Source organism: Enterobacter cloacae complex sp. 382A5 (assembly GCF_050031095.1).
Lineage (GTDB): Bacteria > Pseudomonadota > Gammaproteobacteria > Enterobacterales > Enterobacteriaceae > Enterobacter > Enterobacter cloacae.
On the sequence record NZ_JBLGVK010000001.1, the window covers coordinates 4712838 to 4728844 of the forward strand.

Annotated in this window: 15 protein-coding genes; 13 read left to right on the forward strand and 2 right to left on the reverse strand. The window is 53.1% G+C overall.

Annotation, left to right across the window (positions count from 1 at the left end; translation table 11 throughout):
• Window positions 1-184: 184 nt before the first annotated feature.
• Window positions 185-2053 carry a low affinity potassium transporter Kup gene (gene kup, locus ACQG2G_RS22290; protein WP_013099398.1) on the reverse strand — a complete coding sequence of 623 codons (1869 nt, stop codon included), beginning with the start codon at window positions 2051-2053 and terminating at the stop codon, window positions 185-187.
• 223 nt (window positions 2054-2276) lie between these two features.
• Between kup and ravA the strand changes: the two genes are divergently transcribed.
• Both ravA and viaA read left to right on the forward strand, forming a co-directional pair.
• A complete protein-coding gene (gene ravA / locus ACQG2G_RS22295) occupies window positions 2277-3773 on the forward strand; it encodes an ATPase RavA (protein ID WP_061772919.1) in 1497 nt (498 codons plus the stop codon).
• Window positions 3767-5218: an ATPase RavA stimulator ViaA gene (gene viaA, locus ACQG2G_RS22300; RefSeq protein WP_013099400.1), complete on the forward strand. Its 1452-nt coding sequence runs from the start codon at window positions 3767-3769 to the stop codon at window positions 5216-5218. Before ravA ends, viaA begins: the two co-directional genes overlap by 7 nt.
• On the opposite strand, the gene asnA is transcribed toward viaA, so the two are convergent.
• On the reverse strand, window positions 5219-6211 hold the full coding sequence (asnA, locus tag ACQG2G_RS22305; RefSeq protein WP_013099401.1) for an aspartate--ammonia ligase: 993 nt from the start codon (window positions 6209-6211) through the stop codon (window positions 5219-5221).
• Between the two features lie 151 nt (window positions 6212-6362).
• On the opposite strand from asnA, the gene asnC reads away from it, so the two are divergent.
• The 11 genes from asnC to atpG all read left to right on the forward strand — a co-directional run bounded on the left by asnC (window position 6363) and on the right by atpG (window position 16002).
• On the forward strand, window positions 6363-6821 hold the full coding sequence (gene asnC, locus ACQG2G_RS22310; RefSeq protein ID WP_008500198.1) for a transcriptional regulator AsnC: 459 nt from the start codon (window positions 6363-6365) through the stop codon (window positions 6819-6821).
• Between the two features lie 90 nt (window positions 6822-6911).
• Window positions 6912-7361 carry an FMN-binding protein MioC gene (gene mioC, locus ACQG2G_RS22315; protein ID WP_013099402.1) on the forward strand — a complete coding sequence of 150 codons (450 nt, stop codon included), beginning with the start codon at window positions 6912-6914 and terminating at the stop codon, window positions 7359-7361.
• A gap of 374 nt (window positions 7362-7735) precedes the next feature.
• Window positions 7736-9625, forward strand: coding sequence for a tRNA uridine-5-carboxymethylaminomethyl(34) synthesis enzyme MnmG (gene mnmG, locus ACQG2G_RS22320; RefSeq protein WP_061772918.1), 1890 nt, complete (start codon window positions 7736-7738; stop codon window positions 9623-9625).
• Window positions 9626-9732: 107 nt separating this feature from the next.
• Window positions 9733-10356, forward strand: a complete 624-nt coding sequence (rsmG, locus tag ACQG2G_RS22325) for a 16S rRNA (guanine(527)-N(7))-methyltransferase RsmG (protein ID WP_013099403.1) — start codon at window positions 9733-9735, stop codon at window positions 10354-10356.
• Between the two features lie 616 nt (window positions 10357-10972).
• The gene (atpI, locus tag ACQG2G_RS22330; RefSeq protein ID WP_008500194.1) at window positions 10973-11353 is read left to right on the forward strand and encodes a F0F1 ATP synthase subunit I; all 381 of its coding nucleotides are present in this window, start codon (window positions 10973-10975) and stop codon (window positions 11351-11353) included.
• An 8-nt stretch (window positions 11354-11361) separates the two neighbouring features.
• The gene (gene atpB / locus ACQG2G_RS22335) at window positions 11362-12177 is read left to right on the forward strand and encodes a F0F1 ATP synthase subunit A (protein ID WP_013099405.1); all 816 of its coding nucleotides are present in this window, start codon (window positions 11362-11364) and stop codon (window positions 12175-12177) included.
• A 49-nt stretch (window positions 12178-12226) separates the two neighbouring features.
• Window positions 12227-12466: a F0F1 ATP synthase subunit C gene (gene atpE / locus ACQG2G_RS22340; RefSeq protein ID WP_000429386.1), complete on the forward strand. Its 240-nt coding sequence runs from the start codon at window positions 12227-12229 to the stop codon at window positions 12464-12466.
• Between the two features lie 48 nt (window positions 12467-12514).
• Window positions 12515-12985, forward strand: a complete 471-nt coding sequence (atpF, locus tag ACQG2G_RS22345; protein WP_013099406.1) for a F0F1 ATP synthase subunit B — start codon at window positions 12515-12517, stop codon at window positions 12983-12985.
• Between the two features lie 14 nt (window positions 12986-12999).
• A complete protein-coding gene (atpH, locus tag ACQG2G_RS22350; RefSeq protein WP_013099407.1) occupies window positions 13000-13533 on the forward strand; it encodes a F0F1 ATP synthase subunit delta in 534 nt (177 codons plus the stop codon).
• Window positions 13534-13545: 12 nt separating this feature from the next.
• On the forward strand, window positions 13546-15087 hold the full coding sequence (gene atpA / locus ACQG2G_RS22355; protein ID WP_003862367.1) for a F0F1 ATP synthase subunit alpha: 1542 nt from the start codon (window positions 13546-13548) through the stop codon (window positions 15085-15087).
• Between the two features lie 51 nt (window positions 15088-15138).
• Window positions 15139-16002, forward strand: coding sequence for a F0F1 ATP synthase subunit gamma (gene atpG, locus ACQG2G_RS22360; RefSeq protein WP_003862364.1), 864 nt, complete (start codon window positions 15139-15141; stop codon window positions 16000-16002).
• Window positions 16003-16007 lie beyond the last annotated feature (5 nt).

Here is a 16007-nt window from a genome sequence, read left to right on the forward strand (position 1 = left end):
CACTAGCGAAACGTTTCGCTGAAATCAGTTTAGTCTTAAGAGTGTTCAGAAAACCACCATGACGTAACAGAATTGTGATCGGTGTCGAAACGTTTCGCTAAGTGAAATGAGACGTAAATTTTGGCGGGAATATTGAGTATGAATAGGCCGGGTAAGCGAAGCGCCACCCGGCATTTTAAGGAGCTTAAATCTCGACCTGGGTTCCCAGCTCGATCACACGGTTAGGCGGGATCTCAAACTGGTCCGGCGCACGCAGGGCGTTTCGCTGCAGAATAAGATACAGCTTGCCGCGCAGGCGCAGATACCACGGACGTTTACCGATAATCAGCGACTCATGCGACATAAAGAACGATGTTTCCATCATGCGGCAGCTTAAGCCTTCCAGACCGCAGCGGTGGAAGACCTCTTCCACGTTCGGCGTCTCACGCCAGCCGTAGCTCGCCACCACGCGCCAGAAGGTTGGCGACAGTTGCTCAATTTGAACACGGCGCACGTTGTGAACATACGGTGCATCTTCGGTGCGCAGGGTCAGCAGGATAACCCGCTCATGCAGTACCTTGTTGTGCTTGAGGTTATGCATCAATGCGAACGGAATAACGTTCAACGCACGTGACATATACACCGCCGTGCCCGGTACGCGAACCGGTGGGGATTTCTCCAGCGAGGCAATCATCGCCTCCAGGGAGTTTCCATGTTCATGCATACGACGCAGCAGACGGAAACGCTCGCTTTTCCACGTGGTCATCACAATGAACATCAACAGACCAAGCGTCAGCGGTAGCCAGCCGCCGGAGACAATCTTATCGAGGTTTGCCGAGAACAGCGGTACGTCGATGCACAGGAAGCCCACCAGAATCATCGCCACGAGGAACTTGTTCCAGTGCCAGTTTCGGTACGCCACCGTGGTGGAAAGAAGCGATGTCAGCACCATGGTGCCTGTTACCGCAATACCGTACGCCGCGGCCAGGTTGCTGGAGTGCTCAAAGCTGACGATCACGATCACCACAGCAAAATAGAGCAGCCAGTTAACAAACGGGATGTAGATCTGGCCCGATTCCATCTCTGAGGTATGGATGATACGCATGGGAGAGAGATACCCCAGACGCACGGCCTGGCGCGTCAGAGAGAACACGCCGGAAATGACCGCCTGAGAAGCGATAACGGTGGCCAGCGTGGCCAGAATAAGCATCGGCACCAGCGCCCAATCCGGGGCCAGCAGGAAGAAGGGGTTTTTAATCGCTTCCGGGTTTTTCAGCAGCAGCGCCCCCTGCCCGAAGTAGTTCAATACAAGCGATGGCAGGACAACTAAAAACCACGCCACGCGAATCGGCAGTTTGCCGAAGTGCCCCATATCTGCATACAGCGCTTCGACACCGGTAATAGAGAGCACAACGGCGCCGAGCGCCACGAAGGAAACGACTTTGTATTCAAGGAAGAAATGGATAGCCCAGTATGGGTTCAGCGCCTGCAGAACCTCCGGGTTGCCAATAACTCCGCGCAAACCGAGCGCCGCCAGAATCAGGAACCAGGCCAGCATAATCGGTGCGAACAATTTCCCCACCAGCCCGGTACCGTGCTTCTGGATAATAAACAGCAACGTCAGAACGATTATCGCCAGCGGAACCACCCACGTATCAAGCTGCGGTGCGATAATCTCAAGCCCCTCAATCGCCGAAAGCACCGAGATAGCAGGCGTGATGACCACTTCCCCATAGAAGAAGCTGCCACCAATCAGGCCAATAATAACCAGTACCGACGTCATTCTGGCCGAGGTGTTGCGCCCCGCAAGGGACATCAGGGTCAGGATCCCCCCCTCACCTGCGTTATCTGCACGCATCACAAAGGAGAGGTATTTAACAGAAACCACCAGGATCAGCAGCCAGAAGATGAGGGACAGGAAGCCAAATACGGCATCGCGTTCAACACCAAAGCCAAACTGGCCGGACAGACATTCACGAAGCGTATAAAGCGGGCTGGTGCCGATATCACCGTAGACAACCCCGATCGCCGCAAGCGTAATTGCGGGTAATGATTGCTTATTATCAGTGCTCATAGACTAGTCTTTTCGTTTAAATAACAAATGTGTTCCTGTTCCCTTGGTCCACAAAAAGCGCACAGTATGCACGATTCGTTGCAAAATCGAACCCCTAAATGCAACCGCATTAATGTAGCGCAAAGAAAATTGCGCCGCACTTCAGCCTATTACCAGCCCTGACTGAAACGTCTATACTCGCTTCAATTAGCCGCCACGACGGCGAAAGGATGCAAAAACTATTATGGCTCACTCACATTTATTAGCAGAAAGAATTTCCCGTCTCAGCAGCGCACTGGAGAAAGGTCTTTTCGAACGCAGTCACGCCATCCGCCTCTGTTTACTGGCGGCGTTGAGCGGTGAAAGCGTATTTCTGCTTGGCCCGCCGGGCATTGCCAAAAGCCTGATTGCCCGTAGGCTGAAATTTGCCTTTCAGAATGCACGCGCCTTCGAATACCTGATGACCCGCTTTTCCACCCCTGAAGAGGTTTTCGGCCCGCTGTCCATCCAGGCGCTGAAAGATGAGGGGCGTTATCAACGCCTTACCGAGGGGTATCTGCCGGAAGCAGAGATTGTTTTTCTCGATGAGATCTGGAAAGCGGGACCGGCCATTCTGAATACCCTGCTCACGGCGATTAACGAACGTCGGTTCCGTAACGGCGCCAGCGAAGAAAAAATCCCGATGCGCCTGCTGGTGGCCGCCTCGAACGAACTTCCCGAAGCCGACAGCAGCCTTGAAGCGCTGTATGACCGCATGCTGATCCGCCTGTGGCTGGACAAAGTGCAGGATAAATCGAACTTCCGCTCCATGCTGACCAGCCAGCAGGATGAAAATGAAAACCCGGTAGCCGCTTCACTGCAGGTCACGGACCAGGAGTATCAGCAGTGGCAGGTGGATATCGGCAAAATCACACTGCCGGACGCGGTCTTTGAGTTGATCTACCAGCTCCGTCAGCAGCTCGATCTCCTTCCTTCTGCACCTTATGTTTCCGACCGTCGCTGGAAAAAAGCAATTCGTCTGCTGCAGGCCAGCGCCCTGTTCAGCGGGCGCGACGCGGTTGCCCCTATCGATCTGATCCTGCTGAAAGACTGCCTCTGGCACGATGCCGAAGGGATGAATCTGATGCAGCAGCAGCTTGAAATATTGATGACCGGACACGCCTGGGGCCAGCAATCGATGCTCAACCAGCTTGGGGCGATTGCCCAACGGCGCATTCAGCTACAGCAGCAGCAAAGTGATAAAACCGCGCTGAAGGTGAACCGTCTTGGCGGCATGTTCGCCCGTAAACCACACTACGAACTGCCCGCTGAACTGACCAGCCCAACGCTGACGCTGCTTCTCCAGCAGCCGCTTAAACTCCATGACATGCAGGTGGTGCACATTACGCTTGAGCGTGACGCGCTGGCCCAGTGGCTTGATAAGGGCGGAGAGATCCGCGGTAAGCTTAACGGTATAGGCTTTGCACAGCCGCTGAATATGGAAGTGGACAGCAGTCAGCACCTGGTGATCCGCGACGTAAGCCTGCAGGGGTCGCGCCTTGCCCTCCCGGGAAGCGCCTCTGACAGCGTGCCGGAAGAGATCACGCAGCAGCTGGAGGCGCTGGATACCGAATGGCATCAGCAGCATACGCGCTTCAGCGAACAGCAAAAGTGCCTCTTTATTCACAGCGACTGGTTAGGTCGCATTGAAGCCAGCCTGCAGGACGTGAGCGCGCAGATCAAACAGGCTCGTCAATGCTAACGCTGGATACGCTTAACGTCATGCTGGCCGTCAGCGAAGATGGGTTGATCGAAGAAGTGATCATTACTCTTCTGGCGTCTCCTCAACTGGCGGCTTTTTTTGAAAAATTCCCGAAGCTAAAAAAAGCAATGACGGACGATCTCCCGCGCTGGCGGGACAACCTGCGACAGCGGTTTAAAGAGACCGAAGTGCCACAGGAGTTAACCGAAGAGGTGGCCTGCTATCAGCAGTGCCAGCGGCTTTCCACGTCGCAGTTTATTGTTCAGATCCCGCAAACCCTGACGTTACTCGATAAAGTACACTCCCCATTTGCCAGCCAGGCCCGGGCGCTGGTCACCGATAACGCCACCTTCACCCCCGCCTTACACACACTCTTTTTACAGCGCTGGCGCCTCAGCCTTGTGGTTCAGGCCACGACGCTGAACCAGCAACTGCTGGATGAAGAGCGTGAACAATTGCTCAGCGAAGTTCAGGAACGCATGACCTTAAGCGGTCAGCTGGAGCAGGTACTGGTAGAAAATGAAAACGCCGCCGGACGTCTCTGGGATATGAGTGCAGGCCAAATCAGGCGTGGGGATTATCAGCTGATTGTCCGGTATGGTGATTTCCTGGCGCAGCAGCCCGAGCTGATGAAGCTTGCGGAACAGCTGGGTCGCTCAAGGGAGGCTAAATCGGTCCCAAAGAAGGATGCCCCGATGGAAACCTTCCGCACCCTGGTGCGGGAACCGGCCACCGTGCCGGAACAGGTGGATGGGCTCCAGCAAAGCGATGACATTTTACGCCTGCTGCCTACGGAGCTGAGCACGCTCGGGATGACCGAGCTGGAATATGAGTTTTATCGTCGGCTGGTGGAAAAACAGCTTCTGACCTATCGCCTGCATGGCGAAGCCTGGCGCGAAAAAATCAGTCAACGTCCGGTGGTCCATCAGGATTTTGATGAGCAACCGCGCGGCCCATTTATCGTTTGTGTGGATACATCCGGATCGATGGGCGGTTTCAACGAACAGTGTGCCAAAGCGTTCTGCCTGGCGCTGATGCGCGTGGCGCTCGCTGACCGGCGTCGCTGCTTTATCATGCTCTTTTCCAGCGAAGTGGTCAGCTATGAGCTGACCCATCAGCAGGGTATTGAGCAGGCGATCCGCTTTTTAAGCCAGCGTTTTCGCGGCGGTACCGATCTGGCCAGCTGTTTTCGCAGCATTGTGGAACGTATGCAGGGCGGCGACTGGTACGACGCTGACGCGGTGGTGATTTCCGATTTTATTGCCCAGCGGCTGCCGGATGACGTGGTGAATAAAGTGAAGGAGTTACAGCGGGTGCATCAGCACCGTTTCCACGCAGTGGCGATGTCCGCCCATGGAAAACCCGGCATCATGCGCATCTTCGATCATATCTGGCGCTTTGATACCGGGTTGCGTAGCCGCCTGCTCAGACGCTGGCAGCGTTAATTACAGAAGCGAGCTGACGCTTTCACGTACCTGCTGCGGCCAGACACCACACTGCACCTGACCAATATGCGACAGTTGCAGCAGCAGCATGGTCAGACGGGACTGGCCGATGCCGCCGCCAATGGTCTGCGGCATCTCACCGCGCAGCAGCGCCTGGTGCCATTCCAGCGTGAGACGATCTTCATCACCGGTCACCGCCAGCTGGCGTTTCAGCGCATCAGCATCCACGCGGATCCCCATTGAGGAGAGTTCAAACGCATCTTCCAGCACGGGGTTCCAGACCAGAATATCGCCGTTGAGACCGGCAAATTCGCCCTCGCTCATGGTGCTCCAGTCATCATAATCCGGTGCACGAACATCATGACGTTTACCATCCGACAGCTTACCGCCGATCCCCATCAGGAAGACGGCACCCAGTTCTTTAGCGATCGCACGTTCACGACCTTTAGCATCCAGATCCGGGAAACGACTCAGCAACTCCTGGCTGTGAACAAAGTGGATCGATTCCGGCAGGAACGGTGCCAGACCAAACTCTTTGCTTACGGCCGCTTCGGTCGCTTTGATCCCGGCGTAGATCGCCTCAACGGTGGATTTCAGCGTGCCGACATGGCGCTCGCCATCACCCATTACGCGCTCCCAGTCCCACTGGTCAACGTAAACAGAGTGAATGGCAGACAGGCGGTCTTCATCGGGGCGGAGGGCTTTCATGTGCGTGTAAAGCCCTTCACCCGCGCTGAAGTCGTGCTGTCCCAGGGTTTGACGCTTCCACTTCGCGAGGGAATGAACCACTTCGAACTGGGCGTCTGGCAGTGTTTTCACTTTCACCTGCACCGCTTTTTCGCATCCGGACAAGTTATCCTGCGTCCCATCACCCACGCGGCTGAGAATCGGTGCCTGAACTTCAATCAGACCCAGCTTCTCTTCCAGCTGGCGGGAAAAATGGGATTTAACGAAACTGATCTGGCGTTGTTTTGCGATATAAGCGGTTTTCATTATTTATACTCCTGCGTCCTGTTGGTATTGATTAAGCAACAGAAAAGGCATTCAATTCAATAATCAAACAACAAAAAGCCACCTTCACTTTTGATTCGTTAAAATTTAACGCTAGAATAGAGTGATTCATTAATCTTCATAAGAAAAAGCTATGGAAAATTATCAGATCGATAATCTGGACCGCGGCATCCTGGAGGCGTTAATGGCCAATGCCCGTACCGCCTATGCCGAACTGGCGAAGCAGTTTGGCGTCAGCCCGGGGACGATTCACGTTCGTGTAGAGAAGATGAAACAGGCGGGGATCATTACCGGGGCTCGTATCGATGTCAGCCCAAAACAGCTGGGTTATGACGTCTGCTGCTTTATTGGCATTATTCTTAAAAGCGCAAAAGATTATCCTTCCGCGCTGGCGAAGCTGAACGCGCTCGATGAAGTCACAGAGGCGTACTACACCACCGGCCACTACAGCATCTTTATCAAGGTGATGTGTCGATCCATAGATGCCCTGCAGCAGGTACTTATCAACAAGATCCAAACAATCGATGAAATTCAGTCCACCGAGACGTTGATCTCGCTGCAAAACCCGATCATGCGTACCATTCGCCCCTGATCGGGCAAATCCATACCCACATTTTCCACAGGTAGATCCCAGCCCGTTCACAGCGTACAATGACCCCCTCTTTATCTGAGCGAGCGATCAATGGCGGACATTACCCTTATCAGTGGCAGCACCCTTGGCGGCGCGGAATATGTAGCGGAACATCTGGCTGAGAAGCTGGAGGATGCGGGATTTTCCACACAAACGCTGCACGGGCCTTTGCTTGAAGATCTCCCGACTGATGGGGTCTGGCTGGTGATCACCTCCACGCATGGCGCAGGTGATCTTCCGGATAACCTGCAACCTTTATATGACGAACTGCAGGAACAGCAGCCAGACCTGTCAAACGTGCGCTTTGGCGCAGTGGGTATTGGCAGCCGTGAATATGACACCTTCTGCGGTGCTATAGAGAAAGTGGAAGCCGCTGTCACCGCCTGCGGAGCTAAACAGGTGGGTGAAACGCTGAAGATCAACATCCTCGATCATGATATTCCGGAGGATCCGGCTGAGATCTGGCTGGGTGAATGGAAAAATTTACTCAAAAACGATTAAAGATCGCGCGAACAGATGTGGATAACTCTGGTTAAAAGCTCGTATTAAGCAGTAGTTATCCAAAGAACAACGTTGAAGTCGTTTTTGCCCTGTGTATAAAGTCGCGATCTGATCCCAGCTTATACGGGCCAGGATCACCGATCATTCACAGCAAACGATCCTTTCTAACTCCATGATCTTCTTTATGAGATCGGACTTATCCACAAAGGTCCGCGATCCTAATAAGAGATCACAATAGAACAGATCTCTAAATAAAAAGATCTTCTTTTTAATAGCCCAGGATCCCAATGCTTTCTCGAAAGACTAAAGTTGAGTAGAATCCACGGCCCGGGCTTCAATCCATTTTCATACCGCTTTACGCGAGGCAGACCACCATGTTTTATCAGGATCCTTTTGACGTCATCATCATTGGCGGGGGTCACGCAGGCACTGAGGCCGCAATGGCCGCAGCGCGAATGGGTCAGCAGACCCTGCTTTTGACACACAATATCGACACGCTGGGACAAATGTCCTGTAATCCGGCGATTGGCGGCATTGGGAAAGGACACCTGGTAAAAGAAGTGGATGCACTTGGCGGCCTGATGGCAAAAGCGATCGATCACGCAGGCATTCAGTTTAGGATACTAAACGCCAGTAAAGGCCCCGCTGTGCGTGCGACCCGCGCTCAGGCAGACCGCGTGCTTTATCGTCAGGCGGTGCGTACCGCCCTGGAGAACCAGCCGAACCTGATGATCTTCCAGCAGGCAGTGGAAGATCTTATCGTGGAGAACGATCGTGTCGTTGGCGCAGTTACCCAGATGGGGCTCAAATTCCGCGCCAAAGCGGTTGTTCTGACCGTCGGGACATTCCTGGACGGTAAGATCCATATCGGTCTGGATAATTACAGCGGTGGACGTGCTGGCGATCCGCCATCTATCCCATTGTCACGCCGTCTGCGTGAACTGCCGCTGCGTGTCAACCGTCTGAAAACCGGTACTCCACCGCGTATTGATGCGCGCACCATTGATTTCAGCGTGCTGGCACAACAGCACGGCGATAACCCAATGCCGGTCTTCTCGTTCATGGGCAATGCAGCGCAGCATCCGCAGCAGGTACCGTGCTATATCACGCATACCAACGAAAAAACCCATGACGTGATCCGCAATAACCTCGATCGCAGCCCAATGTACGCCGGCGTGATCGAAGGGATCGGCCCACGCTATTGCCCGTCGATCGAAGACAAAGTCATGCGCTTTGCCGATCGTAACCAGCACCAGATCTTCCTGGAGCCAGAAGGGCTGACCTCGAACGAAATCTATCCGAACGGCATCTCCACCAGCCTGCCGTTCGATGTGCAGATGCAAATTGTTCGCTCAATGCAGGGGATGGAGAATGCGAAAATCGTTCGCCCTGGCTACGCTATTGAGTACGATTTCTTCGATCCGCGTGACCTGAAGCCAACCCTGGAGAGCAAATTCATCCACGGTCTGTTCTTCGCAGGTCAGATTAACGGCACCACCGGTTACGAAGAAGCTGCTGCACAGGGCCTGCTGGCCGGTCTGAACGCCGCCCGTTTCTCTGCCGAGAAAGAGGGCTGGGCTCCGGCGCGTTCTCAGGCTTATCTGGGCGTGCTGGTCGACGATCTCTGCACGCTGGGCACCAAAGAACCGTACCGTATGTTTACCTCTCGCGCGGAATATCGCCTGATGCTGCGCGAAGATAACGCTGACCTGCGTCTGACCGAAATGGGCCGTGAGCTGGGTCTGGTGGATGACGAACGCTGGGCACGCTTCAACGAGAAACTGGAGCGCATTGAGCAGGAACGTCAGCGCCTGAAAACGACCTGGGTTAATCCGCAGGCTGAAACCGCTGCGGAAGTGAACGCTCACTTAACTGCGCCGCTCTCGCGCGAAGCCAGCGGTGAAGATCTGCTGCGTCGCCCGGAAGTGACCTATGAGAATCTGGTGAAACTCACCGCCTTTGCCCCGGGTCTTGAAGACGCTGAAGCGGCAGAGCAGGTTGAGATCCAGGTTAAATACGAAGGTTACATCGCGCGTCAGCAGGATGAGATCGAAAAGCAGCAGCGTAACGAAAACACGCTGCTGCCGGAAATGCTGGACTATCGTCAGGTGACGGGGCTGTCCAACGAGGTGATCGCCAAACTGAACGATCACAAACCGGTGTCGATCGGCCAGGCCTCCCGCATCTCGGGCGTTACCCCAGCAGCGATTTCAATTCTGCTGGTGTGGCTGAAAAAGCAGGGCATGCTGCGCCGCAGCGCGTAATATGTGTAATTCGCCCGGTGGCGCTGCGCTTACCGGGCCTACAGAACTCCGTAGGGCGGGTTAGCGAAGCGTCACCCGCCACTTAAGTCTCTCAACAGGTATTCACCGTGCTCAATAAACTCTCTCGTCTGCTGGATCAGGCAGGTATTTCGCTCACCGATCACCAGAAAAATCAGCTGGTGGCCTATGTCGATATGCTGAACAAATGGAATAAAGCGTACAACCTCACCTCCGTACGCGACCCCAACGAGATGCTGATTCGCCATATTCTCGATAGCATTGTGGTTGCGCCGTACCTGAACGGTGAGCGCTTTATCGATGTGGGCACGGGTCCTGGCCTGCCGGGTATTCCCCTGTCAATTGTCCGCCCGGAAAGCCATTTCACGCTGCTGGATAGCCTTGGCAAGCGCGTGCGTTTTTTGCGCCAGGTACAGCATGAGCTGAAGCTTGAGAACATCACGCCTGTGCAAAGCAGGGTAGAGGAGTTTCCGGCAGAGCCACCGTTCGACGGGGTTATCAGCCGTGCGTTTGCTTCGCTTAATGACATGGTGAGCTGGTGTAAGCACTTACCGGCAGAGAATGGCCGTTTTTATGCGCTGAAAGGGCAGTTGCCCGGCGATGAAATTGAACAGCTTCCGGACGGTTTTGCCGTCGAGTCCATTGAGAAATTACAGATTCCTCAGCTCGAAGGCGAACGTCATCTGGTGATAATTAAGCCAAACAATTTTTAAAAATTTAATAAAAAATGTGGAATTTGTGCTGTTCTGTCAGTGTTAAAAAACAGCACAACACAACGGATTTTGCCGGAGAGAATTTAACCGTGTTTTTACTAAGGGTTTTCTAATGGTTAACTTTCTCACCATTGTTCACCCTGAAGATAATCAACCACGAAAATATCAGCCTGCTAAAAGTGGAAAGCAGCAACCAGAATGCAATGTTAAATATTTATTAAGAATGTCAATAAAAGGTTTTTATTGTATACGGGGCTGTTTTGAAAATAGTTGCGACATTTTATCTTTAATTTCAGAAAGATGAAATTAAGCGATTTACGAGTTTGATAAATACAACCTTATCGCAAATGTGTATTTTGTGATCTCGTGCACGCTTTGTAGTCAACGTTTTCGCGCTGTTTGCAGTTTTGCTCGAAGGTCGGGGCTTTCATCAAAAGTTGAAAAATAGCGGCGGGGAAAAATATTTAAACATTTATTCACCTTTTCGCTACTTAATGTTTGAAATCACGGGTGCGCACCGTATAATTTGACCGCTTTTTGATGCTTGACTCTGAGCCTTAAAGGACGTTTTATACGACACGCGGCATACCTCGAAGGGAGCAGGAGTAAAAACGTGATGTCTGTGTCGCTCTTGAGTAGAAACGTTGCTCGTAAGCTTCTGTTCATTCAGTTTCTGGCTGTGATAGCAAGTGGACTGCTGTTTAGCCTCAAAGACCCCTTCTGGGGCATCTCCGCCGTGTGCGGGGGTTTGGCGGTTGTGCTGCCAAACGTGTTGTTTATGATTTTTGCCTGGCGTCATCAGGCGCATACACCTGCCAAAGGCCGCGTGGCCTGGTCCTTCGCCCTCGGCGAAGTGTGTAAGGTGTTGCTGACCTTTGCTCTACTGGTGATGGCGCTGGCGGTTTTGAAAGTGGTATTCATGCCGCTGATAGCTACGTGGGTTTTGGTGCTGGTGGTACAAGTTCTGGCTCCAGCTGTAATCAATAACAAAGGGTAAAAGGCATCATGGCTTCAGAAAATATGACGCCGCAGGATTACATAGGTCACCATCTGAATAACCTTCAGCTGGACCTGCGTACATTCTCGCTGGTGGATCCGCATAACCCCCCGGCCACCTTCTGGACGATCAACATCGACTCCATGTTCTTCTCGGTGGTTTTGGGTCTTCTGTTCCTGGCCATGTTCCGCGGTGTTGCTAAAAAGGCGACCAGCGGTGTTCCAGGGAAATTCCAGACGTTCGTTGAGATGATCATCGGCTTCGTCCATGGCAGCGTGAAAGACATGTACCATGGTAAGAGCAAGCTGATTGCGCCACTGGCACTGACCGTGTTCGTGTGGGTCTTCCTGATGAACCTGATGGACCTTCTGCCTATCGATTTCCTGCCGTGGATTGGCGAGCATGTCTTCGGTCTGCCTGCTCTGCGCGTGGTTCCGTCTGCTGACGTGAACATCACCCTGTCGATGGCGCTGGGCGTGTTTATCCTGATTCTTTTCTACAGCATCAAAATGAAAGGCGTAAGCGGCTTTGTGAAAGAGCTTACCTTGCAGCCGTTCAACCACTGGGCGTTTATTCCGGTCAACCTGATCCTGGAAGGCGTTAGCCTGCTGTCCAAACCTGTTTCACTGGGTCTGCGACTGTTCGGCAACATGTATGCGGGTGAGCTGATTTTCATTCTGATCGCGGGTCTTCTGCCGTGGTGGTCACAGTGGGTTCTGAATGTGCCGTGGGCCATTTTCCACATCCTGATCATTACGCTGCAAGCCTTTATCTTCATGGTTCTGACGATCGTCTATCTGTCGATGGCGTCTGAAGAGCACTGATTTTTTACCAACACTACTACGTTTTAATTGAAACAAACTGGAGACTGTCATGGAAAACCTGAATATGGATCTGCTGTACATGGCTGCCGCTGTGATGATGGGTCTGGCGGCTATCGGTGCTGCGATCGGTATCGGCATCCTCGGGGGCAAATTCCTGGAAGGCGCTGCGCGTCAACCTGATCTGATTCCTCTGCTGCGTACTCAGTTCTTTATCGTTATGGGTCTGGTGGATGCTATCCCAATGATCGCTGTAGGTCTGGGTCTGTACGTGATGTTTGCTGTCGCGTAGTAGTTGTTTTAAAACCCCAAGCCACAGAAATTTAAGAGGTATTGTGCTGTGAACATGAACGCAACAATCCTCGGCCAGGCCATCGCGTTTATTATCTTTGTCTGGTTCTGCATGAAGTATGTATGGCCGCCTTTAATGGCTGCCATCGAAAAACGTCAGAAAGAAATTGCTGACGGTCTGGCTTCTGCAGAACGTGCAAAGAAAGATTTGGACCTTGCACAGGCCAACGCGACAGACCAGCTGAAAAAAGCGAAAGCGGAAGCTCAGGTAATCATCGAACAGGCTAACAAACGCCGTTCTCAGATCCTGGACGAAGCCAAAGCTGAAGCAGAACAGGAACGTACTAAGATCGTGACACAGGCTCAGGCTGAAATTGAAGCTGAGCGTAAACGTGCTCGTGAAGAACTGCGTAAGCAGGTTGCGATTCTGGCTGTTGCTGGCGCCGAGAAGATCATCGAACGTTCCGTGGATGAAGCTGCTAACAGCGACATCGTGGACAAACTTGTCGCTGAACTGTAAGGAGGGAGGGGCTGATGTCTGAATTTGTTACGGTAGCTCGCCCCTACGCCAAAGCAGCTTTTGACTTTGCTGTCGAACACCAAAATGTCGATCGCTGGCAGAATATGCTGGCGTTTGCCGCTGAGGTGACGAAAAACGAACAAATGGCCGAGTTGCTTTCTGGTGCATTAGCACCTGAAACCCTCGCCGCGTCGTTCATCGCCGTGTGCGGAGAGCAACTGGATGCCAACGGCCAGAACCTGATTAAGGTAATGGCAGAAAATGGTCGTCTCCGTGTGCTCCCGGATGTTCTCGAGCAGTTTGAGCACTTACGTGCCCTTAGTGAAGCTACTGCTGAAGTTGAAGTAACTTCTGCGACTGAACTGAGTCATGAACAGCTTGCGAAAATTACCGCCGCGATGGAAAAACGTCTGTCACGCAAAGTTAAGCTGAATTGCAAAATCGATAAGTCTGTAATGGCAGGCGTAATCATCCGCTCGGGTGATATGGTCATTGATGGCAGCGTACGCGGCCGTCTTGAGCGCCTTGCAGACGTCTTGCAGTCTTAAGGGGACTGGAGCATGCAACTGAATTCCACCGAAATCAGCGAACTGATCAAGCAGCGCATTGCTCAGTTCAATGTTGTGAGCGAAGCTCATAACGAAGGTACTATTGTTTCTGTAAGTGACGGTGTTATCCGCATCCACGGCCTGGCCGATTGTATGCAGGGTGAGATGATTTCCCTGCCGGGTAACCGTTACGCTATCGCACTGAACCTGGAGCGCGACTCCGTAGGTGCAGTTGTGATGGGTCCATACGCTGACCTCGCCGAAGGCATGAAGGTTAAGTGTACTGGCCGTATTCTGGAAGTTCCGGTTGGCCGTGGCCTGCTGGGTCGTGTTGTTAACACCCTGGGTGCACCAATCGACGGTAAAGGTCCGGTTGAGCACGATGGCTTCTCTCCAATCGAAGTTATCGCACCGGGCGTTATCGACCGTCAGTCCGTAGATCAGCCTGTTCAGACGGGTTATAAGTCCGTTGATGCCATGATCCCAATCGGTCGTGGTCAGCGTGAACTGATCATCGGTGACCGTCAGACCGGTAAAACCGCGATGGCTATCGATGCCATCATCAACCAGCGTGACTCCGGCATCAAATGTGTGTACGTGGCTATCGGCCAGAAAGCGTCCACCATTTCTAACGTGGTTCGTAAACTGGAAGAGCACGGCGCGCTGTCTAACACCATCGTTGTTGTGGCTACCGCTTCTGAATCTGCTGCACTGCAATACCTGGCGCCATACGCCGGTTGTGCAATGGGTGAATACTTCCGTGACCGCGGTGAAGATGCACTGATCGTATACGATGACCTGTCTAAACAGGCTGTTGCTTATCGTCAGGTTTCCCTGCTGCTCCGTCGTCCACCAGGACGTGAAGCGTTCCCTGGCGACGTATTCTACCTCCACTCTCGTCTGCTGGAGCGTGCTTCCCGCGTTAACGCGGAATACGTCGAGAACTTCACCAAAGGTGAAGTGAAGGGTAAAACGGGCTCTCTGACCGCGCTGCCGATCATTGAAACCCAGGCGGGTGACGTTTCTGCGTTCGTTCCGACCAACGTAATCTCCATTACCGATGGTCAGATCTTCCTGGAAACCAACCTGTTTAACTCCGGTATTCGTCCGGCGGTTAACCCGGGTATCTCCGTATCCCGTGTAGGTGGTGCTGCTCAGACCAAGATCATCAAGAAACTGTCCGGTGGTATCCGTACCGCGCTGGCACAGTATCGTGAACTGGCTGCGTTCTCTCAGTTCGCATCCGATCTGGACGAAGCAACCCGTAAACAGCTGAGCCACGGTCAGAAAGTGACCGAGCTGCTGAAGCAGAAACAGTACGCACCAATGTCTGTTGCTCAGCAGGGCCTGGTACTGTTCGCGGCTGAACGCGGTTACCTCGAAGATGTGGAACTGGCGAAAATCGGTAGCTTCGAAGCCGCTCTGCTGGCTTACGTCGACCGTGATCACGCTCCGCTGATGCAAGAGATCAACCAGACCGGTGGCTATAACGACGAAATCGAAGGCAAGCTGAAAGCTATCCTCGATTCCTTCAAAGCAACCCAATCCTGGTAATCGTCCGGCGGCTTGTCTCAGGACAAGCCGCCTGGCATTGAGGAGAAGCTCATGGCCGGCGCAAAAGAGATACGTAGTAAGATCGCAAGCGTCCAGAACACGCAAAAGATCACTAAAGCGATGGAGATGGTCGCCGCTTCCAAAATGCGTAAATCGCAGGATCGCATGGCGGCCAGCCGTCCTTATGCAGAAACCATGCGCAAAGTGATTGGTCACCTTGCAAACGGTAATCTGGAATATAAGCACCCTTACCTGGAAGAACGCGACGTTAAGCGCGTGGGCTACCTGGTGGTGTCGACCGACCGTGGTCTGTGTGGCGGCTTGAACATTAACCTGTTCAAAAAACTGCTGGCGGATATGAAAGGCTGGTCCGATAAAGGCGTTCAGTGCGACCTCGCATTGATCGGCTCTAAAGGCGTCTCTTTCTTTAACTCCGTTGGTGGCAACATTGTCGCTCAGGTGACCGGTATGGGTGATAACCCGTCCCTGTCCGAACTGATCGGCCCGGTTAAAGTGATGTTGCAGGCCTATGATGAAGGCCGTCTGGACAGACTGTACGTTGTCAGCAACAAATTTATTAACACCATGTCTCAGGTGCCAACGCTCACTCAGATGCTGCCTTTACCGGCTTCAGAAGATGACGAGCTGAAACAGAAAGCCTGGGATTACCTGTATGAACCCGATCCGAAACCGCTGCTGGATACCCTGCTGCGTCGTTACGTTGAATCTCAGGTTTATCAGGGCGTTGTAGAAAACCTGGCCAGCGAGCAGGCCGCACGAATGGTGGCGATGAAAGCCGCGACCGATAATGGCGGCAGCCTGATTAAAGAGCTGCAGTTGGTTTACAACAAAGCTCGTCAGGCCAGCATTACTCAGGAACTCACCGAGATCGTCTCGGGGGCCGCCGCGGTTTAACCAGG

Bases quoted from the DNA above. Each gene is read 5' to 3' on its own strand.
- kup (WP_013099398.1), bottom strand. From the start codon at position 2,053: ATGAGCACTGATAATAAGCAATCATTACCCGCAATTACGCTTGCGGCG.
- ravA (WP_061772919.1), top strand. From the start codon at position 2,277: ATGGCTCACTCACATTTATTAGCAGAAAGAATTTCCCGTCTCAGCAGC.
- viaA (WP_013099400.1), top strand. From the start codon at position 3,767: ATGCTAACGCTGGATACGCTTAACGTCATGCTGGCCGTCAGCGAAGAT.
- asnA (WP_013099401.1), bottom strand. From the start codon at position 6,211: ATGAAAACCGCTTATATCGCAAAACAACGCCAGATCAGTTTCGTTAAA.
- asnC (WP_008500198.1), top strand. From the start codon at position 6,363: ATGGAAAATTATCAGATCGATAATCTGGACCGCGGCATCCTGGAGGCG.
- mioC (WP_013099402.1), top strand. From the start codon at position 6,912: ATGGCGGACATTACCCTTATCAGTGGCAGCACCCTTGGCGGCGCGGAA.
- mnmG (WP_061772918.1), top strand. From the start codon at position 7,736: ATGTTTTATCAGGATCCTTTTGACGTCATCATCATTGGCGGGGGTCAC.
- atpI (WP_008500194.1), top strand. From the start codon at position 10,973: ATGTCTGTGTCGCTCTTGAGTAGAAACGTTGCTCGTAAGCTTCTGTTC.
- atpB (WP_013099405.1), top strand. From the start codon at position 11,362: ATGGCTTCAGAAAATATGACGCCGCAGGATTACATAGGTCACCATCTG.
- atpE (WP_000429386.1), top strand. From the start codon at position 12,227: ATGGAAAACCTGAATATGGATCTGCTGTACATGGCTGCCGCTGTGATG.
- atpH (WP_013099407.1), top strand. From the start codon at position 13,000: ATGTCTGAATTTGTTACGGTAGCTCGCCCCTACGCCAAAGCAGCTTTT.
- atpA (WP_003862367.1), top strand. From the start codon at position 13,546: ATGCAACTGAATTCCACCGAAATCAGCGAACTGATCAAGCAGCGCATT.
- atpG (WP_003862364.1), top strand. From the start codon at position 15,139: ATGGCCGGCGCAAAAGAGATACGTAGTAAGATCGCAAGCGTCCAGAAC.